The 20,490-nt window shown below is 49.3% G+C and carries 18 protein-coding genes and 1 pseudogene; 11 read left to right on the top strand and 8 right to left on the bottom strand.

Annotated elements, in window-relative coordinates:
- Positions 1-152: 152 nt before the first annotated feature.
- Positions 153-833, bottom strand: a pseudogene (locus tag AC5JLB_RS03760) (IS1 family transposase).
- A 186-nt stretch (positions 834-1,019) separates the two neighbouring features.
- Here AC5JLB_RS03760 and AC5JLB_RS03755 point away from each other — a divergent pair.
- Positions 1,020-1,502: a peroxiredoxin gene (locus AC5JLB_RS03755; RefSeq protein WP_495872519.1), complete on the top strand. Its 483-nt coding sequence runs from the start codon at positions 1,020-1,022 to the stop codon at positions 1,500-1,502.
- Positions 1,503-1,587: 85 nt separating this feature from the next.
- Positions 1,588-2,082 (top strand): hypothetical protein, encoded by a 495-nt coding sequence (locus AC5JLB_RS03750; RefSeq protein WP_495872518.1) that lies wholly within the window; start codon positions 1,588-1,590, stop codon positions 2,080-2,082.
- Positions 2,083-2,096: 14 nt separating this feature from the next.
- Here the strand turns inward: AC5JLB_RS03750 and AC5JLB_RS03745 are convergent, their stop codons facing one another.
- A complete protein-coding gene (locus AC5JLB_RS03745) occupies positions 2,097-2,933 on the bottom strand; it encodes a prephenate/arogenate dehydrogenase (RefSeq protein WP_495872517.1) in 837 nt (278 codons plus the stop codon).
- Positions 2,934-3,136: 203 nt separating this feature from the next.
- Between AC5JLB_RS03745 and AC5JLB_RS03740 the strand changes: the two genes are divergently transcribed.
- On the top strand, positions 3,137-4,648 hold the full coding sequence (locus AC5JLB_RS03740; protein ID WP_495872516.1) for a pentapeptide repeat-containing protein: 1,512 nt from the start codon (positions 3,137-3,139) through the stop codon (positions 4,646-4,648).
- A gap of 17 nt (positions 4,649-4,665) precedes the next feature.
- On the opposite strand, the gene AC5JLB_RS03735 is transcribed toward AC5JLB_RS03740, so the two are convergent.
- Together AC5JLB_RS03735 and AC5JLB_RS03730 are read right to left on the bottom strand one after the other, a co-directional pair.
- Positions 4,666-5,241: a TMEM175 family protein gene (locus AC5JLB_RS03735; protein ID WP_495872515.1), complete on the bottom strand. Its 576-nt coding sequence runs from the start codon at positions 5,239-5,241 to the stop codon at positions 4,666-4,668.
- A 125-nt stretch (positions 5,242-5,366) separates the two neighbouring features.
- Positions 5,367-6,431: a DUF6765 family protein gene (locus AC5JLB_RS03730; protein ID WP_495872514.1), complete on the bottom strand. Its 1,065-nt coding sequence runs from the start codon at positions 6,429-6,431 to the stop codon at positions 5,367-5,369.
- 128 nt (positions 6,432-6,559) lie between these two features.
- Here AC5JLB_RS03730 and AC5JLB_RS03725 point away from each other — a divergent pair, with 128 nt between their 5' ends.
- Positions 6,560-6,964, top strand: a complete 405-nt coding sequence (locus tag AC5JLB_RS03725; RefSeq protein ID WP_495872513.1) for a DUF3110 domain-containing protein — start codon at positions 6,560-6,562, stop codon at positions 6,962-6,964.
- Positions 6,965-7,186: 222 nt separating this feature from the next.
- The gene (murQ, locus tag AC5JLB_RS03720) at positions 7,187-8,128 is read left to right on the top strand and encodes an N-acetylmuramic acid 6-phosphate etherase (RefSeq protein ID WP_495872512.1); all 942 of its coding nucleotides are present in this window, start codon (positions 7,187-7,189) and stop codon (positions 8,126-8,128) included.
- Positions 8,129-8,192: 64 nt separating this feature from the next.
- Here murQ and AC5JLB_RS03715 read toward each other — a convergent pair whose 3' ends face one another.
- On the bottom strand, positions 8,193-8,720 hold the full coding sequence (locus tag AC5JLB_RS03715) for a pentapeptide repeat-containing protein (protein WP_495872511.1): 528 nt from the start codon (positions 8,718-8,720) through the stop codon (positions 8,193-8,195).
- Positions 8,721-8,914: 194 nt separating this feature from the next.
- Here AC5JLB_RS03715 and AC5JLB_RS03710 point away from each other — a divergent pair, with 194 nt between their 5' ends.
- Positions 8,915-10,477, top strand: a complete 1,563-nt coding sequence (locus AC5JLB_RS03710) for a SagB/ThcOx family dehydrogenase (protein WP_495872510.1) — start codon at positions 8,915-8,917, stop codon at positions 10,475-10,477.
- 521 nt (positions 10,478-10,998) lie between these two features.
- Here AC5JLB_RS03710 and AC5JLB_RS03705 read toward each other — a convergent pair.
- Positions 10,999-11,172: a hypothetical protein gene (locus tag AC5JLB_RS03705; RefSeq protein WP_495872509.1), complete on the bottom strand. Its 174-nt coding sequence runs from the start codon at positions 11,170-11,172 to the stop codon at positions 10,999-11,001.
- 166 nt (positions 11,173-11,338) lie between these two features.
- Complete coding sequence (gene arfB, locus AC5JLB_RS03700; RefSeq protein ID WP_495872508.1) at positions 11,339-11,752, bottom strand: alternative ribosome rescue aminoacyl-tRNA hydrolase ArfB; 414 nt, start codon at positions 11,750-11,752, stop codon at positions 11,339-11,341.
- Between the two features lie 591 nt (positions 11,753-12,343).
- Between arfB and creD the strand changes: the two genes are divergently transcribed.
- The 3 genes from creD to AC5JLB_RS03685 all read left to right on the top strand — a co-directional run bounded on the left by creD (position 12,344) and on the right by AC5JLB_RS03685 (position 15,298).
- Positions 12,344-13,705 carry a cell envelope integrity protein CreD gene (creD, locus tag AC5JLB_RS03695; RefSeq protein WP_495872507.1) on the top strand — a complete coding sequence of 454 codons (1,362 nt, stop codon included), beginning with the start codon at positions 12,344-12,346 and terminating at the stop codon, positions 13,703-13,705.
- A gap of 87 nt (positions 13,706-13,792) precedes the next feature.
- Positions 13,793-14,242: a (2Fe-2S) ferredoxin domain-containing protein gene (locus AC5JLB_RS03690; RefSeq protein WP_495872506.1), complete on the top strand. Its 450-nt coding sequence runs from the start codon at positions 13,793-13,795 to the stop codon at positions 14,240-14,242.
- 405 nt (positions 14,243-14,647) lie between these two features.
- Positions 14,648-15,298: a response regulator transcription factor gene (locus AC5JLB_RS03685; RefSeq protein ID WP_495692186.1), complete on the top strand. Its 651-nt coding sequence runs from the start codon at positions 14,648-14,650 to the stop codon at positions 15,296-15,298.
- A 76-nt stretch (positions 15,299-15,374) separates the two neighbouring features.
- On the opposite strand, the gene AC5JLB_RS03680 is transcribed toward AC5JLB_RS03685, so the two are convergent.
- Positions 15,375-16,664, bottom strand: coding sequence for a tetratricopeptide repeat protein (locus AC5JLB_RS03680; RefSeq protein WP_495872505.1), 1,290 nt, complete (start codon positions 16,662-16,664; stop codon positions 15,375-15,377).
- A 225-nt stretch (positions 16,665-16,889) separates the two neighbouring features.
- On the opposite strand from AC5JLB_RS03680, the gene purD reads away from it, so the two are divergent.
- Both purD and nblS read left to right on the top strand, forming a co-directional pair.
- On the top strand, positions 16,890-18,182 hold the full coding sequence (gene purD / locus AC5JLB_RS03675) for a phosphoribosylamine--glycine ligase (RefSeq protein ID WP_495872504.1): 1,293 nt from the start codon (positions 16,890-16,892) through the stop codon (positions 18,180-18,182).
- Between the two features lie 81 nt (positions 18,183-18,263).
- Complete coding sequence (gene nblS / locus AC5JLB_RS03670; RefSeq protein ID WP_495872503.1) at positions 18,264-20,234, top strand: two-component system sensor histidine kinase NblS; 1,971 nt, start codon at positions 18,264-18,266, stop codon at positions 20,232-20,234.
- The last annotated feature ends 256 nt before the right edge of the window (positions 20,235-20,490 follow it).

Raw genomic sequence — 20,490 nt, 5'->3', positions numbered from 1 at the left:
GAGTCACGACACCGCTGAGTCTAGCTTTTCTACACTGACAATGAAACAGCCCTGCGCCCTGCTGGTAATGTTCTAGACCTGTGGAAAGCTGACTAAACAGATAATCCAAACTCAAATCGATTGATGAATAGCCCGATGACCACATCATGCAATCAGATGGACTTGGAAAAGCAAATGGTCTTGCGAACCAGCCGCTTGATTCTGGTGCGTAGAGTTAGATGTCTACGCTCAATGGTTTGAGTATTGACTTTACCAACGCTATAAGATACGGGTTCAAGATGCCGTTCATAGGCTCCCCAACCGTCTGTGTAGAACTGGGTGATGCCAAACGGGGCTAACAGAGCTTTCAGTTCTAGGAAGGCAATGTCTTTGTGATTCTGACAACACATCAGCCAGCACCTCACCCGTAGTGTGGTCGAGGGCATGCCACAGCCAACGTTCCTGCTGCTTGGACTGAACACTCCACCTCTCGTTCAGTTGGGCTTCTACATCCTGCCATTAACACAACTGTACCAGGGTTTGAGTGGGTTCAATTTCGGCTAAACGGGCTTCATTGATCGCCTTCAGGTGACGATCTTTTTTAATGCTTCAATCACGGTCGTCGGACTGATTCTGAGCACGCGTGCGGTGTCCCGAATCCCACTCCCGTTGAGGGCCAGATCAGCAATTTGCTGTTTTACTTGGGGTAGATAGCCTCGATCGCTATAGGCTTGAATGAAGGTACTACGACGGCACTCGCGATCGCGACATTTATACCGTGGTTTGCCTGCCCTAGAACGACTTTGCTTCACCACATCATCACTGCCACAATCTGGGCAAAGAACAGCTTTCAAAACCTATACCAATTGAGGAAAAACGACCAGCTTGATTCTCCCTCGTCTCTACACGTCTAGAACACTACCAGATCTGAGGTAAACTTTCATTAAGTTATGCTCAGGATCGCTTTTATGTCTCGTCGCACTTTCCTTGGTGTTCTCTTAACGTGCTGCCTTGTAGTAGCTTCTAGTTTCAGCGCCGTTATGCCTGCTTTTGCCCTAGGCGGAACGCTTCCCTCAATTGACAAACCCGCACCAGATTTCACGCTGCCAAGTAACTCTGGGGAAGGAACTATATCTTTGGCAGATTATCGCGGAAAGTGGGTTGTCGCTTATTTCTATCCCGCCGATTTTACGCCGGGATGCACGATCGAGGCGCGTAAGTTTCAGCAAGATCTACCCCAGTATCGCGATCGCAATACTGAAATTCTTGGCATCAGTGCAGATGATGTGAATTCACATTCTGAATTTTGCGATTCTGAAGGGCTGAAGTTTCCGCTGCTGGCAGACGCGAAGGGAACGACCAGTAAAGCTTACGGCTCGTGGATTGGCATTCGATCGGCTCGCCATACCTTCATCATTGACCCAAACGGCACTCTAAGGGCGACGTTTACCGGCGTCAACCCGATCGTGCATAGTAAAGAAGTTTTAGCGAAATTGGATCAATTGCAGCTTAGCAACGGATAACAGAAATTATTCGTTGTCTCTGTCTCTATTAGGTGACAACTTCTTACAATTGATCGCATAGCTATTTAGCGATGGGCAACTCAGTATGGATCTTGAGCGGCAGGTATCTCAACCCCTAGGATCTCAACCTTTAGGATCTCAATCGTCGGATGACGGACTGGACGTTGACCAACCGCCTGTCCGTAAACCTTTGATCTTGCTACGAGATACAGAGCGATCGCTGCGGGTCAGAACCCTTGACGCGATCGCGCCGCTTCTGTCCTCTGACCTTGCCTTGACGCTCGGTGAAGCATCTCATCAGGCCGACAAGTCACTTGAGGAACTCTCCCAGATTGACCTAGAGGAGATTACTGACGCCGATCTCAAGCCCGCCCGAATTTTAAGCGGACTCACCTTTGTCGGGTTTGGCGGACTGACGATGATGTTTCTTGCCTTTTGCTTATCCATCCTGCGTCCCGAACTGAGTGCGATCGGGCAAATTCACGAGTATTGGCATCAATATATTTGGTTTATCAGCATGGGCGTTGCCGGGTTGACGATGTTAGGGCGAGAAGCCATGCGTCCATCCGATCACGAGTAATCAGGGCTTGAGAATCAGGGCTTGAGATAGTTCGGTCGGGCTTGCTGGGTTTGCTGGAGTACTGCTTCTAATGCTTCCCAGTTGTCTTGCTCAATCAGATGCAGTAAATGATTCAGTTGTTCTCGGTAAGCATAGAGCGATCGCACCAGTTCCGATTTGTTATACCGTGCCATCATCACGCCTAACTCCGGATTGCCGCCTCCGACTCGGCTCGTATCTCGAAATCCAGAACTTGCTAACAGTTGAGCTAACTCTAACGTCGCCTTGTCCGATTCACAGGCGGCGATCAAACTTGCACTAGCCATCACAGGCAGGTGCGAGATCCAAGCAACCGCGCGATCGTGATCTTCTGGGCGGCAATAGTGCAGCTTGACTTGCAGCGGACGCAGGATCGATTCGAGCAGCGCGATCGCGGCTTCAGGAGTTGCTTCTGTCGGAGTTAGCACATAAGGATTTCCGGCAAACAGCCCGTGTAGTGCTGATTCGATACCACTTTCTGCCGTTCCTGCCATCGGGTGCCCGCCAACAAAGTTATGCCACAGAGGAGTAATTTCCTGAACGACAGAGGCTTTGACAGAACCCACATCGGTTAAAACGGTGTCAGGAGAAATTTTAGGAATCAATTCGGCCACTGTTGAGCGAAGGCTTGCGATCGGCGTGCACACAAAAATCAAGTCCGTATCTGCCAGCAGAGCCAGCTCTACTCCAGCATCATCTACCGCACCCCGCGCGACAGCAATCTCACAGGTTCGCTCTCGGCGGCTCACTCCCAAAACTTCGTGCCCCTGCGATCGCAAGTCTAACCCCAGCGATCCGCCAATTAGTCCTAGCCCAACGATCCCAATTTTCATAAGCTTCTTAAACGGCGTACAAGGTAATTCTGCTCTAGATCTGGGTACGTTAGCACCAGACGACGTGAAGGATGAAGTGTAGTTTACAGTACACTTTGTGACTGCAAGTTTAGACCATTCAGGTCGAGAACATTCGGTTGCAAGACCGTTTTTTCAGGCACGGTTTTCGAGGTTTTTCGAGGTATTGGTACAGGGGTTGCTCAATGAAGGCTGAGGACATTCTAGGAAAATACGCAGTAGGCGAGAGAGAGTTTTCTGGGAGTACCCTCAGTGACACAAAGCTGACCGGAGCTAATCTCAATGGAGTCAACCTCAGTCAGACCAAACTGGTCAACGTAAACTTCAGTTTGGCGAAGTTGACCAGCACTAATTTTGGTAAAGCAGAGGGCGATCGCGTCAATTTTAGCGGAGCAGATCTGACGCTGGCAGATTTGAGCGAGGCAGATTTGAGCAACGTCAATCTCAGCAATGCCGATCTGACCCGCGCTGAGTTGAACGGGGCAAACCTACACCGCGCCAATCTCAGCAACGCCGACCTAAAAGATGCCAAGCTGCGGCAAGCGACTCTATCTCAAGCGAATCTCAGCCGCAGCATTCTTCGTCATGCTAAGTTGACGTGCGCCAATCTCAGCGAGGCTAATTTAGCCAACAGTGACTTAACCGGTGCAGACTTATCAGGTGCAGACTTAAGAAACGCTGAACTTCGACAGGTCAACCTGAGCCGAGCCAATCTTCAAGGGGCAGATCTGAGCGGTGCAAATCTACGGTGGGCAGATCTAAGCGGTGCAGATTTGCGCTGGGCAGATCTGAGCGACGCAAAATTTAGTGGAGCTAACCTCACAGGAGCCGACCTCAGTCATGCCACTCTGCTAGATGCCACTTTAGTTCACGTCGATTTGACTCGTGCCAACCTTGCTGGGGTCGATTGGGCAGGCGCAGATCTCAGTGGCTCTACCTTAACCGGAGCCAAACTCTACGGAGTTTCGCCATTTGGAGTCAAAACTAAGGGTGCAATTTGTCGATGGATTGACTTAAGCCAGAATGGAGATCAGAGTAAAGTGTACCAATTTCAAACGGAGAATCCGCAGGAATACTTTAACGAGAAGCCCCCTACTGTGCAGATCATCGTCGACGATCGCTTGGGGGCAGAGGCCAATTGTGCGTTAGCGGTAACATACCAACAAATCGCTCGGCATAGTGGACAGTTGATTCCTGCACCTAGCATCGAAGTCTATCGTCGTCGAACAATTCTGACGTTTGAGTTAGAGCGCGACGAGCAACTTTTTCTCGCTGCCTACGTTGCCGTTTTTCCATTCGACGATGCCAAGCCAACCGAGCAGAATAGTTTGCAGATCGTCCAGTCGATTCCCTCTCAAGTTTTTCACTCAGATGCAAGGCAGCTCCAGCAGTTTCAGGAGCTTGTCGCCCGTTTAAGCTACCAAGTGAAACAGGTGAATGCCATCAAGCAACTGCAGTCGATTCCGATCGCCATCAAAAAAGTGCCCTTCTTCCAGTCTCCGACTCGAACGGTGTTGATGAACTCGAACAACCAGACGCTGACGCTATATGAAAATCCAAATTTCGGCAAGCGGCGGATTCAAAGACCCCTTGCTGAGCAGGATTTAGCCTTTCTGTATGAGCCATCCCCGTTTCAGTTGCCGAGTCAAGAAGCGGCGATCGCATTTATGCAAGGATTTCACAACACCCATCTGTAAGCCAAGAAACTTTCTGTTCAGGACGTTAGAGTCCTCTCAATGCGACGGTCAGGAATGAGCCATAAGATCGCAACCCCAACGTATACTAAACAGGCAAACCACGAGTTTACAAAAGCAAGTGGAATTGCCCCCGCGTAGAACACCATTGATATTTTCCCCTTAAAGTCTTCGCCCACGGCGATCGCCAAAGCGGAATCCTTGCCGTGATAAGTCACAAGCACACGAGTGAGGATGAAATAAGCGATCGCTGATAACAGCAGTACTGCACCATAGAGGGCAACGGGCACAGCAGCAAAGTGGTTTTCGCCCATCCAACCCGTGACAAAAGGAATCAACGATAGCCAGAACAGCAGATGCAGGTTAGCCCAAAGAATCCGACCATTCACGTGTCGAACCGCCTGTAATAAATGATGGTGATTGTTCCAATAGATGCCCAAATAAATGAAACTCAGCACATAGCTTAGAAATACCGCAATCAGAGGACGCAGCGCCGCCAATTCGACCCCATGTGGCACTTTCAGTTCTAGCACCATGATGGTAATGAGAATAGCAATTACACCATCGCTAAATGCTTCTAGCCTCCCTTTCCCCATCTACGTCTGCTCCTTTTGTTGGCTCTATACGTCCTCCGCGATCGCCCTCATTTTCCCACACTTCACCAAAATTCTCGACGAGCCGCACTTTACAAGTAAACCTCTCGTGCAGAGCGACCTTCTCACTAGGCTGCACAGATGCCATAGCGGGGAAGCAGATCATGCAACACAAATAACCGATGTGCTTGCAAGGCATCGTGAAAGTATTTCCAATCACTGACGAGAAATTGTTCTCGGTAGGGAAAGACTTCATCGCCGCGATCACGTTCTCGCTCTGTGCCCAACGCCAAAAACTTCCACGATAATTTGCCCTTTGGAATATAGTCCACAACGGTACGACCAAAACTGAACTTACCGTCTGCGATCGCAGCTAACCAGAGCCGATGTCGTAGCTTCCGATTGGGATAGGTTAGCGTTTCAAAGAGTGTTGCAATCACCTGTCGGTCTAGAGGAGGTAAACCGGGCACGATCGCATCCGGATTCTTTAATCGATAGCGCTGCATGGCTCGACACATGTGATCTGCCGCTTCTAAAAAGTCCTTCGGGTTATCTCGCCAGATTTTTTCTCCTCGCCCATTGGTGTACCCCCACCGCAAATAGGGCTTATCGGGCTGGCTCAGCACGGCTCCGTGTCCAAGCGGCATTGCCTCACTCATAAAATAGCCCGTCATTCGCTCCCTGAACTTGCAGTCGGGGACTCCCCATTCATCAACTAAACGGGTGGCTTCATTGACGCGATCGCGAATGCCTGCGAATCCTTGATGCGCCCAGGTATCGGCATAAACGTGCATCGTGATGCCTAGGCGGTGCAACCCGTAAGGCGCATCTTGACGAAGAATGCATTCGCGCACCATTTGTTGGGCCACATCGCTGTTGGGGCGACAAATTAACTTATCAACGAATCTACTGTCTGATTCTGTTCCCGCAGGCAAGCCGTCATTACCGGGCAAAAAATGAAACGGAATCCAAACATAATGATTGGCAAGTTCTCGAAAGTTGCGGTAGTCCAACATTTTGTGTGCTGAACTGATGCGCTCAAACAACGCGCCATTATCAAACCGCACCATTCCAGCGTTTACCGCATCGTCCACATACTGAGCGCAATAGGCGATCGTACTAGCTTGCTGATGCTCAAATCCTGCAAGTCGTGCCACTGTGTAAGTCACGCCATGATGAAAATCGATCTGCATGTTGGCTCCTGTTCTCCCCCCATGTCTGTATACCTCAATCCGACAAGTCAGGCACTCTTGATTAGAAATTACGAATAATCAAGTAATTGCAGTACCCTGGAATATTGATCACCCACATTCCTAGAATCATGCGAGTCTTCGTACTGCTATTTAACGCCCGAACGGAAAACGAAGGAATTCACACGATTAGCGTTGGCGATCGTAACTTGGTGTTGATGTTTGAAGAGGAAGACGACGCGACACGGTATGCGTTGCTGCTCGAAGCGCAAGATTTTCCTACTCCGGCGGTCGAAACGCTTGACCAAGAAGAGGTTGAGGATTTTTGCGAAGGGGCAGGCTATGACTGTTACTTAATTCCTCAAAACTTTGTGCCACAGAACGACTTCGAGCGCTTGCTATTAGCGCCTCCTGAGAAGAATTTAGATCAAGTTGATTGGTCAGCCGACGAAAAACCAGCTCCGCAAGCGGAAGAATCGGATATGTCGAATACAGATTTGGATCGGATACGGCGACAGTTAGAAGGGCTGTTGTGAGGGATGAAGGATGAGGGATGAGGGATGAAAGAATAGGAACAGACATCAAGATAACAGGGAGTGCTGAATCGTGGGATGAAGTTGACCTCTAATCACCATAGTTGGGAAACCAGATATTCAGAGTCCCTAGGCTTAGGGAATTGAGGGAGCGCAAAGAACTTCAGCTTTGACGAAGCCATCCCTTCATTCAGCACCGCTAGATAACGCTATAGAATGCAGAATATGACTACACCCGCTCATCCCTCATCCCTCATCCCTCATCCCTCCAATCAACGCGGACACCTGTTGACTGAACAAGTCAACCCTGAGAGCGCCAATCTCGATCAGCTTTCATCACTTGAAATGGTTGATGTGTTTAACCGGGAAGACGCAAAGACCATTAGCGCGATCGCAGCCGTTCGTCATGAGTTGGCAGACGCGATCGATCGAACCGCTGAGAATCTTCGTCAGGGAGGACGGCTCTTCTATGTAGGCGCGGGCACAAGCGGGCGGTTGGGTGTGTTAGATGCGGCCGAATGTCCTCCCACCTTCTGCACGCCACCAGAAATGGTGCAGGGAATCATTGCGGGTGGGTCGGAGGCATTGGTTCGCAGTTCAGAAGGCTTGGAAGATCGATCGGACGATGGAGCGAGTGCGATCGCAGATCGCGACATTACCTCGCTGGATGTAGTGGTAGGCATTGCGGCAGGAGGGACTACGCCCTATGTTCATGGAGCCTTGGCCGAGGGTAAAAGACGCGGCGCAACAACAATTTTTATAGCTTGCGTCCCGAAAGAACAGGTCGCAGTCAATGTAGATATTGACATCCGGCTGTTAGTCGGACCTGAAGTGCTGGCAGGCTCGACGCGTCTAAAAGCAGGAACCGTGACCAAACTTGCCTTAAATATTCTGTCTACCGGAACAATGGTTCGCTTAGGCAAGGTGTATGGCAATCGCATGATCGATGTGGCCGTGACGAATACAAAACTCCACGATCGCGCCTTGAGAATTCTGTGCGATCTGACCGATTTGAGCCGAGAACAGGCAGACGACTTGTTAACCAAGAGTAATTTCTCGGTCAAACGCGCCTTGCTGATGCAGTGGACGGGGTTAAGTGTAGACGAGAGCGATCGCTTGTTAGCTCAGCATCAAGGAAACTTGCGGCACGCTAAAGAGGCGATGTAGCGATGTTTAGGGTAGCAGTGTTTAGGGTCGCAGTGTTTAGAGCAGTAATGTCTAGAGGTGTTGACTACTCTCGATGTCCGTCAGGATAGGTGGTGAACGCATCGACGATCGCTCCATCTAACTCTGCACCAGATGCCCGAAATAATGTTGCACCGGATAGATTAGCGCCAGATAAGTTCGCTTGCCGCAGATCCACACGACTCAGATTAGCGCGACACAACTTTGCCTGTCTTAAATCCGCGCAGTAGAGACTAGCTCCGCTAAGATCGGCGTCTGATAAATCGGCTCCCTGCAAGTTGGCAAAACTTAAATCGGCTCTCACTAACCGTCCACATTGAAGGTTGACATTTAATAGATTGGCTTGATCGAGTCGGGCATTGCTCAATTCAATTTGCTGAAGCTGCGATCGGGACATCGTTGCTTGACTAAGATTAGCGTAGGGTAAGTAAGCGTTTTGCAGGGTGCTGTCGCTAAAATTAATCCCTTGTAACGAAGCCTCAAATAGGTTTGCGTCATCTAAGCTTACTGTTTCAAAGTCTCGCTCTCCCTCAGCATATCGGGAAAACAGTTCCTGAATCTCTAACCTTCTCATTACGATCGCTAGACTAGACAGCTACAGTTCTTTGTAGAAATGTAAAGAAAAAGAGGATACAGCTTCGTATTCCTTAACCTTTTTTTAGGCTTTTATACCTATTACAATCATAGATAGAAGCCTGCGATTTCGATTAGCCGTATCTTGAATTACCTATCCTCCCCAAACTGATTATTTTTTAGCCCCCATTTTTTATGTCAATCGCACAGCACTATCATGAACGCACCAAGTACGACCCGAAGACGATTCACGCTAAAAGCCATGCCCTCAATTGGGAAGAACAACCGATCCTATTCAAAACCTACCCGCTAGGAACCTCATTTGACCTCAAGCCTGCTCTAGAAGACCCTTCTGTAGAGGCTGGATCGTGGTGGAAACGGCTCTCGAAGTTGCTCTACTGCACGTATGGTTTAACGGGAATGATTCCGACTTTAGGAGAACCGCACTACCTGCGATCGTCTCCCTCTGCTGGCGGTCTCTATCCCGCCGAACTTTACCTTATTTCTCGCGGTACTCCCCGCCTTCCGTCGGGGCTATACCACTACCAGTCCAAAACACACTCTCTGATCCATTTCTGGGAAAACGATGTTTGGACAGCGCTTCAATCTGCCTGCTTTTGGAATCCGGTTTTAGCCGGAACTCAACTGGCGTTAGTCGCAACTGCCGTTTTCTTTCGCTCAGCATGGCGCTATCAGGATCGAGCCTATCGCCGCATTTTTCTAGATACGGGACATTTGCTTGGAAATTTGGAACTGGCGTGTGCGGCAAATGATTACCGTCCCCACCTGATTGGTGGATTTGCTGATGAAGCGGTGAACCAATTGTTGTATCTCGATGCGGATCAAGAAGGCGCGATCGCAGTAATTCCCTTGGCAGATCGATTGGAGATTGGGGAAAACCTTTCCCTCACCCGCACAGCACTCCCGGCGGCCACACAACAAGAGTATCCTCATCTTGAAGATGGTCAGCTTCTAAACTATTTTCATCAAGCGACTCAAATTGAGTTTAATGCCAATACTAAAATTGATTGGACATCCACCGAAGCCTCCGATGCCTCTGTAGGCGGCAGTAATGTAAGCAACAGTGATGTCTCTGACCAGACTGCACCGCATCGCGCGGATAAATACAACATTCCGTTCTGTCTTAAAGTCCCAACCTTGACCTCACCTATAGACTGGGACGCTAATCTCGACGGGTTAGAGCAGACTATGATTAATCGTCGCTCGACTCGTGCTTATACTGGCGAACCCTTGACTCTGGACGAACTCAAAGCACTCCTCGATTTTACCTATCAGCCTCAACATTACATTGATCAAGATCTAGACGGCTCCCCTGATTATTTCGATCTAGAGTTGGTCGAGACTTTCGTTGCCGTTTCGGGTGTCACTGGGCTTGAAGAAGGCTGTTATTACTACGCTCCCAAGGCCCAAGAATTGCGCCAAATTCGCTTTAAAAACTTTCGCTCTGAACTGCACTATCTCTGTTTAGGGCAAGACTTGGGACGCGATGCGGCGGCAGTTATGTTTCATACCGCAGATCTAGAAAAAGCTGTTAATAAATATGGCGATCGCGCGTATCGTTATTTGCACATGGACGCTGGACACTTAGGACAGCGCTTAAATTTGGCGGCGGTATATCTTGATCTAGGCGTGAGCGGTATTGGTGGCTTCTTCGATGATCAGGTGAATGAGGTGTTGGGGATTCCGTCTGACGAAGCGGTTCTCTACATTACAACCTTGGGACGACCGAGGAAATGATCGCAGAAAACTCTAGCTCTATTGATATAGCTCCTTAAAACCAGTTCTATCTCTGCAACTCTATCTAAAGATATAGTTATTTCAATTCCTGCCGTTTTGTGATCGAGATCACAGGGTTGTGTGATCCGAATCACTCAAGGTATCATTAACCACAGACATACTGTAGAAGACTCAACTTTAGCCGAGTCATCAACAGGGAACACACGACTGGCCGACAGATTTCTCAGGAAGACTGTCGGTTTTTTGTATCTGTACAGCGACTAATTCAACGTGAATTCGGGATAAGACGAGATGCGTTAGAGCGGGTTGGGTGGCGTTGCCACAATTCGGGGGACTTTCCCCCGCGCCCCCGCCTGTCAGGAGACGGAAGCCGTCCCCCGACACCCCCTCGCTAAGGGAAATGAGCGGGGACGGGTCGAGAAGCGAGGGCGGGCCGGAGCGTGGCTTTGGCACTGATGGCTTAACCCGAATTGACGTTAATTCAATATCGTCGGTGATGAAGAGAATCTAACTTCTTCTATTTAAATGCAGGTTGATCTTCTGATTTTTTGAGACACTAATTTTCCCTGTACTGCCAGATTAAGGATGAGCGATCGCAGTTTTGCGATCGCGTTAGTCATCCGGGCGACGGTGTCGAAGTGTTCTAAAAACGTTTTGAAATCCAACGTTTTGAAATCTAACGTTCTGAAATCCATTGTGCTTACTTATCTCGTGCAGACCAAACACCCGATATTAGCAAGAACATTCCCCCTGCAAAGATAGCGATCGCGAACCCTGCTGGAATGACATTCATCCAATCAATTGTTTCCATTAAATTTGACTCTCTTCCTGATTTATCAATGAATAATCGATGAATGTCATTTAGTCCGTGACATTTCCTCTCATGGCTTTAATCTGTCCGCGTTTGCTTTTACTATCGAGCCGCTTTCTCTGGGAGCTACGAGTTGGTTTACTGGGTCTACGGGGTTTGGGTAATACGATCGCGCTTCTAATCAAATCTTTTAGTCGTTGCAAGGCTTCTTCTCGGTTCTGCTCTTGGCTGCGGTGTTCTTGAGCCTTGATGACGATCACCCCTTCTTTTGTCATGCGCTGGTCGTTTAGCGCTAACAGCCGATCTTTGTAGCGATCGGGCAGTGAAGATGCTGGAATGTCGAAGCGCAAGTGAATGGCACTTGCCACTTTGTTTACGTTTTGCCCGCCTGCTCCTTGAGAGCGGATTGCACTCATCTCAATCTCATGCTCTGGGATACTCACGGTGTTAGAAATTTGCAGCATGGTTTATTTGTTCAACATCAGCAATGCACCGTTCTCGGAGATAGGTTGTTGCTAGTTCGTTTTGTTGTGACAGTTCCAGCATAAAGTAGCAGGTTCACCGTTGGTTCCCTCTGGGGCTGCAATTGAGGAAGAATTGCTTGAGAAGTAAAAAGCTTGACGGTTCGACTTCGGAGGCTGATCGTTGAAGCTCAGAACGCGAAGGTTAGAGAAATTTGCTCGACGTTCCGGGTTCTGAATTTCATGTTCGGAGTAAAAAGCCTGAACTTCCAGGTTCCGAAGGCGAAGTTCTAGGTTCCGAAGGCGGAATTTCAGGTTCGGAGAGCGGAGTATGAAGAGTTGGGCTTGAAAGTAGAAACTTTGAAGCTCACAACCGAAATTTTGAGCGCAAGTAGCGGTTAGTTCAGTTCACGATCCTTCCTAAATGAAAGTTCGGGCTGATCGCTCACCTCGGTTGAAATGAATTAAATTCCGGGTTCGGTGGTCTTTAGTGGCTCGATCGCGATGTTTTTAGTTGCGATCATCCGAAATTTCTGTGAGTACCAGTGAATTCTATGGAAACTATCTTCCGAATGCTACACTGGAAATCCTCACATGAACACCTACGAGCAAATCAAGAACTCGCAGTTCGTCCGCATTCTGTTCATTACATTTCTCATTCTATTACTGCAAATCCCGACGGTGATGCTCCAGAATTTGGTCAGCGATCGCCAGAATTTACGCCAAGAAGCGATCGCAGGCATCACCGGAAATTGGGGGCGATCGCAGTCGATTCTTGGCCCCCGCCTCTACGTCCCTTACATCAAGCGCTCTCAAGTCGGAAAAGAAGAAAAAGCCGAAGTCAAATACGGCACATTCCTACCTGATGATCTGCAAATTACGGGCAATCTCGACTCAGACGTGCGCTACCGAGGCATCTTTGAAGTTCCCGTTTATAGAACCAAACTCGACATTCGCGGTCGCTTCGATCGTCCAGACTTCACCAGTTGGGGCACTCGCGCAGAAGACATCCTGTGGGATCGCGCCGAACTGAGTTTGCAAGTCTCCGACGCTCACGCCATTCAAAACCAGGCGGCGCTCAACTGGAACCAAAGATCTATTCCCTTCACCGCCGGGCAAAGCAAATACGGCGACGGCCAACAAGGCATTCACGCAGTTCTAAAAGACCAGATGAAAGGAGAGACCTTCACCTTCTCCATCCCGCTCATAGTGAACGGCAGCGAGAAAATCGCCTTCGCTCCCTTTGGGAAAGTCACTAAAGTCAGCCTCGCCTCTAACTGGACAAACCCCAGCTTTCAAGGCGTCTGGTTGCCCGACCAGCGCGAAATCAGCCAAAAAGGATTTAATGCCACCTGGAATATTCCCTCTCTGGGTCGCAACTACCCGCAGCAATGGAACAACGAATCACCCACCAACCTTGGGCTAATTCAAGCCTCGCTCTTTGGCGTCGATCTGATTTCGCCAGTTGATAATTACCGAATGAGCGATCGCAGCATCAAGTACAACTTTCTATTTCTAGTGCTGACCTTTGCCGTGTTTTGGCTGTTTGAAACCGCAACTCGACTGCGCGTTCATCCATTGCAATATCTGCTCGTCGGTGTGGCAATGTCGATGTTTTATCTCCTGCAACTCGCCATTTCTGAGCACTTAGGATTCAAAACTGCTTATCTTATTTCCACCGTTGCAGTCGTCGTTTTGATCACGGCATACTCGGTCGCCGTCCTTCGAGCCAGAAAACGAGGCGCGATCGTAGGCGTCATGCAGATTGCGCTCTACAGCTATCTCTACGTCGTGTTAGCCAATCAGGACTACTCATTACTCATGGGATCGATCGGGCTATTTGTCTTCTTGGCCATTATCATGTACTTCACTCGCCGCATGGATTGGTTAGAACCACCCGCCCCCAGACGGCTAGAACCAACGGCTCCAGGCGGAGCGCCCTCCAAAATCGACTAGCATAAAGGAGCGCTGTGAAGTTGAAGCGCTGCCTGAGTTGCAAAGGATCGCCTCAACTTCTATCCCCCCTCATTTTGAACCTCATCCATGACTACTGAACTGACTGCCCCCCAATTTGAACTTGAAGCGTGCGCTCAGAAATTAGGACTGAATCAGGTTCAGCGTCATCTCTTTATCTGTGCTGACCAAACAAAAGCAATTTGTTGCGACAAAGAGACTGGCTTAGCCGCTTGGGACTACCTCAAAAAACGGCTCAAAGAACTGAAGCTCGACCAGCCCACTCCTAGCGGTTCGGCAGGCGACGCCCCTGCAAGCTGTATCTTCCGAACGAAAGCGAACTGTCTTCGCGTGTGTCAGCAAGGACCGATTTTAGTCGTCTATCCCGATGGAGTTTGGTACCATTCTGTCACTCCAGAGGTGATCGAACGCATTATTCAAGAACATTTAATTGGCAATCAGATTGTCCACGAATATGTCTTTTTGACTCATCCACTCGCCCCTATTTCAAGCAATTCTATAACCCCATCAACATCGTGATTTTTCTAAAAATTCAATTCTGATTTTTGTACCGTTGATAGAAGTAAATTTGCGCCGCATTCTCTTTCAGTTGCTCAAAGACATATCAGCTAAACGCTGCCTCACCTTTACTAATGGCTCGATTTGAGCGAAAGATCATTTTTGAATACAGTACAATTTTCTGTCTGAACGATTCTTTTACAGGAGTATAAATATAGGCCAAAGAAGTCTGATTTCTTGACTGGTCGTATATAATGTCACGAGACCTATAGCCAAAATTCTGAATCTTTACTAATATCGGGAGCAATTTAGTTTTTAATGGTTACGAGATCGTCCACAATAACACGTGTCCATCTCTCGAAGTTGGCTTCAATTCCAATTTAATTTGTAAACGTTATTCAGATTCGGCAGAGCGAGTAGCACAGCATGAAGGAAACTAGCGCAGGGAATCACAGACGGTTGCTGCTGATTGACGACGATCCGAACCTTATTTTGCTAGTCAAAGACTATCTAGAGTTCCGTGGGTACGAAGTTGTCACCGCAGAAAATGGGCGCGAAGCCCTAGAGGTGTTGGAGAGCGAAACTCCAGACATGATCATCTGTGACGTGATGATGCCAGAGATGGATGGTTACCAACTCGTCAGTACGATTCGCCAAGATCCAAAAACCAGTTGGATTCCAGTCTTGTTTCTCTCCGCCAAGGGGCAAAGTCAAGATCGCGTTAAGGGATTAAACATCGGTGCAGATGTTTACATGGTGAAGCCGTTTGAGCCAGAAGAATTAGTGGCTCAGGTCGAATCTTCCCTGAAGCAAGCCTCTCGTCTGATTCAGCACAAGGATGCTAAGGGCGGTGAGAATGCACCCAAAATTCAGGTGCCGTTCGATGTCGAACTGACGCCGACTGAGTTGCGCGTGGTTCAGTTTGTGGCGCGCGGCATGGCAAACCGAGAAATCGCGGAGGAACTTAACGTGAGTCAACGCACGATCGAGAGCCATGTGAGTAATATGTTGGGGAAAACCGGGTTACACAACCGCACCGAATTAGCGCGTTGGGCGATTGAAAACAGCATGGCGTAAGCTTGCTGAGCTAGATGTTTGTCGATCTGAATTTTTATAAGGTAGGGACGTTACCCATGACGTCCCTATATTTTTTTTAACGGGGGACTTGTTGCGCCACTTTCTGAACTTGCTCGTTGAAGTAATCCGTTCGATAATTTAACTGCTTTGAGACTTCTAACCCTTGTCTAAAGGCGGCTAACGCTTCTGGATACGCTTTTTGAGCAAGGTGAATTTGCCCAACCTGATCTAATGCATCCATCGCGCTGTAAGCGTTATAGGCTTGTTGCTCGGCTTGAGCAAGATAGTCATACACTTGCAGGGCTGAGTCCAAGCGATCGTTGGCTCGGTACAGTTTGCCTAGCTTTTGCAATGCATCGGTCGCGTAGGCGACCTGAAGGAGCGGCTGGGCCAACTGGAACGCTTCTCGGTACTGCTGCTCGGCAAGATCTAACCGACCACTTGCCGCGTAGTTGTCCGCAAGTTTAATTTTTAGGGCTGGAATGTACTGCGCCTGTTCATTTTGTTGATACAAATCGAGCAACTGCTGCTGATAAGTTGCCGCTTGCGCGGGCTGTTTAGCTTGTTCATGGACATAGGCAAGCTGAATCAGATTCACAAACACGCTTTGCTGGTCGGTTCTTGCTTTTGCCAAGTTCAACAATTCGGTGTACGTTGCGATCGCTTTTGGATAATCAAACCAACTGAGATGCAGTTGTCCAATCGTGGTTAACAGACTCGTCTCTTGAGTCACATCATTCGCGGCTCTCGCATCTGCCAGCATTGAGTTATACACCGTCACGGCTAGTCCTGGCGATCGCACTTGCTGATAGGCCGTTCCTAATGCCGATCGCAAGGCCGTTCGATTCACGTCCTGCACGCCGCTAGAGGAAGCTGATCTGGCTTGAACGGGCTTTTGTGCCTCGGCTTGAATTGCCTTGAGCCGATTGGTAATGACGCGCACTTCCTCAGACAGGTTTTGCTTCCAGGCTTGATCGCCCACTCGACCCAAAGCCGTTACTTCTTCTAAAAAGCCTAACGCTCGACGCAAGCGCAATTCTCGATTCCAGATCTCAAAGGCAGCGATCGGATCGTTCAATTGCAGCTTTTCGGTCGCCTGCACATTCAAGGCATCCAACGCCTGATCTAACTGCTGCCGCTCTGCCTCGCTCAAGGGACGCTTTAGACCTCCTGGTAAGAGCGGATCGGGCACCGTTAACTCCAATGGACTGGGGGGAAAGCGATCGGGCAGCGGTTTGGTTGGGGTTGTCGGTTGAGGAGAAGGCTGAACGGCTGGAGCTTGCGCCCCGCAGATAACTTGCCCTGCCACAACCGAACCTCCCACCAGCATACTCACCCAGAACCATCGACCCAACATCTGACTCATCCTAACCACCATTTCCCTAAATTCCGTCGCTTTATACTCAGAACTGACCGTGCCGTTAAAAGTTTCAAATTTGCAATTTAGCCCATTATTTTGCTCTAAGTTGGCTCTCAACCTAAAATTTCACTCTCAAAATATAGAGATGCTGGCTTCTTCTTATCGAAAAGCCCACCGTTCAGCTTAAGATTTTATCTGGATCACACTGGTTCAATTCTAAGCGAGGGCACTGTGAGAGTTTTAATCGTAGGAAACGGCGGGCGAGAACATGCCCTAGCTTGGAAGTTGTTGCAATCTCCGCAAGTTCAGCAAATTATCTGTGTACCGGGCAATGGCGGAACAGCCGCTCTAGAACGGTGCCGCAATCTGCCTTTGAACGTAGACGATTTTGAAGGAATCGCTCGCTTTGCGTTTGTCAATAATGTTGGGTTGATTGTGGTGGGGCCAGAAGTCCCGCTGGCAATGGGGATTACAGACTATCTCCAGGCCAAAGAACTGAATGTGTTTGGTCCCACTCGCGAAGGCGCTCAGATTGAATCCAGCAAAGCCTGGGCAAAAGCCCTCATGGAAGACGCTGGAATTCCGACCGCTAAGGCCGCTGTGTTTGCAGACGAAGCGGCGGCGAAGGCTTACGTCCGTTCTGAAGGTGCCCCAATCGTCATTAAAGCCGATGGGTTGGCAGCAGGAAAAGGCGTCACGGTGGCTGAAACGGTAGAGAGTGCTGATAGCGCGATCGCAGCGTGCTTTCAGGGGCAGTTTGGCGGCGCGGGCAGCCAAGTTGTGATCGAAGAATGCCTCAGCGGACAAGAAGTTTCGATTCTTGCCGTGACCGACGGTCTCACCATTCGTCCCCTCCTCCCCGCTCAAGACCACAAGCGCATCGGTGAGGGAGATACGGGAGAAAATACCGGCGGCATGGGAGCTTACGCGCCTGCACCCGTCGTCACACCCCAACTGATGGAGCAAATTCAAAATACCGTATTAGAACCTGCGATCGCGGCGTTGCGCAGCCGCAATATCGACTACCGTGGCGTCCTCTATGCAGGTCTAATGGTCACACCTGCAGGCGAACCGAAAGTGATTGAATTCAATTGCCGCTTTGGAGATCCAGAAACGCAAGCCATTCTTCCGCTCCTTGACACGCCCCTAGAAAAGCTCTTGCTGGCTTGCGCCACCCAAACTCTAGGATCATTTCCTACCATTGAATGGAAAGCGGGCGCATCTGCTTGTGTCGTGGTGGCGGCTGAAGGGTATCCTGGCAACTACCCAAAGAAACTAGACATCACGGGCATCGACCAAGCCGAAACCGATGAAGTCGTGGTGTTTCATGCTGGAACCCAACTCCGAAACCAAAAACTGATCACTGATGGCGGGCGGGTATTGGGAGTCACAGCGATCGGCGAAACCTTTGACCAAGCCATCGATCGAGCGTATGCGGCAGTTCGGTCAATTCACTTTGAGAGCATGTACTATCGCCGTGATATTGGGCATCGGGTCAGAACCGTTGGCTCTAGCTCCAATTAGCTTCTAAAATTAGCCTAAGATATAGGAAAATGAGCAGCGAACTCAGGTTCGGTGTGTCTTTATCCCCCATCTCTTAGAGCCTTGGTTTCTCTCATCAAAATGATTCGGGATATTCTCACTCGCTGGTGGGCAAGGTTTAGCCTTCAGACCAAACTGATGGCAGCCGCAACGCTGGTGGTGTCAATTATTATGAGTGGGTTGACGTTTTGGGCCGTCAACACCATTCAAGCGGATGCCCGTGCGAACGATACCCGCTTTGGTAGCGATTTAGGACTTTTGCTGGCGGCTAACGTTGCGCCGCTCGTCAGAGAGGACGATCGCACAGAGTTAGCCCGTTTTTCTCATCGGTTTTACAGCAGCACCTCCAGCGTGCGCTACATGCTTTATGCCGATGCCGATGGCAACATCTTTTTTGGCATTCCGTTTTCCGATTCGGAAGTTCAAAACTCGCTGACGATTCGGAGACGAATTCAGCTTCCAGAGAATTTTGCGGAACACTCGGATTTACCGATGGTGCGGCAGCACGTGACCCCGGATGGTGAAGTGACGGATGTGTTCGTACCTCTGGTCTATGAAGGCAACTATCTCGGCGTTCTCGCGATTGGAACCAACCCCAATCCCACCGTAGCCGCATCATCCCATCTGACGCGCGATGTTACGGTTGCCGTGTTTGTTTCCATCTGGGTGATGGTCATTCTGGGGGCAGTGTTTAACGCGCTGCAAATCACGAAACCGATTCAAGAACTGGTGGTGGGCGTTCGCAATATTGCGAAAGGCAACTTCAAGCAGCGAGTCGATTTGCCTGTCGGTGCAGGGGTCGAACTGAGTGCACTAATTGCCAGTTTTAATGACATGGCAGAGCGGTTAGAGCGCTACGAAGAGCAAAACATCGAGGAATTGACCGCCGAGAAAGCCAAACTGGAAACATTGGTTTCTACGATCGCAGATGGAGCTATTCTTCTCGATACCAATCTTCAGATTGTTCTGGTCAATCCCACGGCCCGTCATATCTTCGGGTGGGACAACAAAGCGATCGAAGAAGAAAATGCCCTCTACTGCTTACCTGTTCCGGTTCAAATCGAACTGACTCGCCCACTCTACCAAATGGCAAAAGGCGAACTCCGCGAAGAGGCCGAATTTCGCATCACGCTAACCGAACCGAGCAATCGGACTCTGCGAATTCTGCTGAATGCAGTTGCTGATCCAGTGAGAGAGAATGTCAAAGGAGTGGCTGTCACCATTCAAGACATTACGCGCGAAGCAGAACTAAACGAAGCGAAAAGTCAGTTCATCAGCAATGTGTCTCACGAGTTACGGACGCCTCTTTTTAACATCAAATCGTTTATCGAAACCCTCCACGAGTACGGCGAGGAACTGAGCGAATCCGAAAAGCACGAATTTTTAGAAACCGCAAACCGAGAGACAGATCGACTGACTCGGTTGGTGAACGATGTCCTCGATCTGTCGCGCCTAGAGTCCTGCAAGATTTACACGTTTGAAGCTGTAGATTTGGTGCAACCGATCGAGCAAACGCTTCGCACTTATCAGTTGAACGCAAAAGATAAGGGAATTGAGCTGCTTCAGGACGTTCAGCCTGGCTTACCGGCGGTATACGGCCACTATGATCTATTGCTTCAGGTCTTCACAAACCTCGTTGGCAATGCTTTGAAATTTACCGAAGCAGGCGGTAAAGTTGTGCTTCGAGCCTATGCGGTCGATCAAACGGACGGGAACATCAACCCACAAGTCCGAGTTGAAATTTCAGATACAGGCATTGGCATTGATGCGGTAGATCAAGAAGCGATTTTCGATCGCTTTTTCCGGGTAGAAAACCGTGTCCATACGTTGGAAGGAACTGGATTAGGGCTATCGATCGTGAAAAATATTATCGATCGTCACCGCAGTCAGGTTCGCTTAACGAGTGAAGTTGGCGTTGGTACGACGTTCTGGTTTGACCTGGCTGTTTTTGAAGAAAGACCCGTTGATGCGATTCATGCCAATACTCATACAGTGGATGTCGAGGCCGCTACGATCAGCCCGGTTGTTTCCTAAACCCGATCACTTCTCCTGAGTTACCTGAATATTACTCGACCTCGACAACCCTTAATGTACTGTCAGCTTCTGAAGAATAGATTCAATACGATAAAAATAGGCAATGCAAAAAGACACTGCAAAGAGTCGCTTTCAAGTTTGAATTTACAATTGCTGACCTCAATTGGCTGTGATTGAACAATTCTTTGAAACCTCCTGCTATGGCAGGGTTGATTCATTTTGAGAGGAGAAATAATAAGCTGAAAGGTAGTGACTG

Source organism: Myxacorys chilensis (assembly GCF_059505265.1).
The sequence above is the reverse complement of the archived record's forward strand: the minus strand, read 5'-3'. Positions and strand labels throughout refer to the sequence as shown.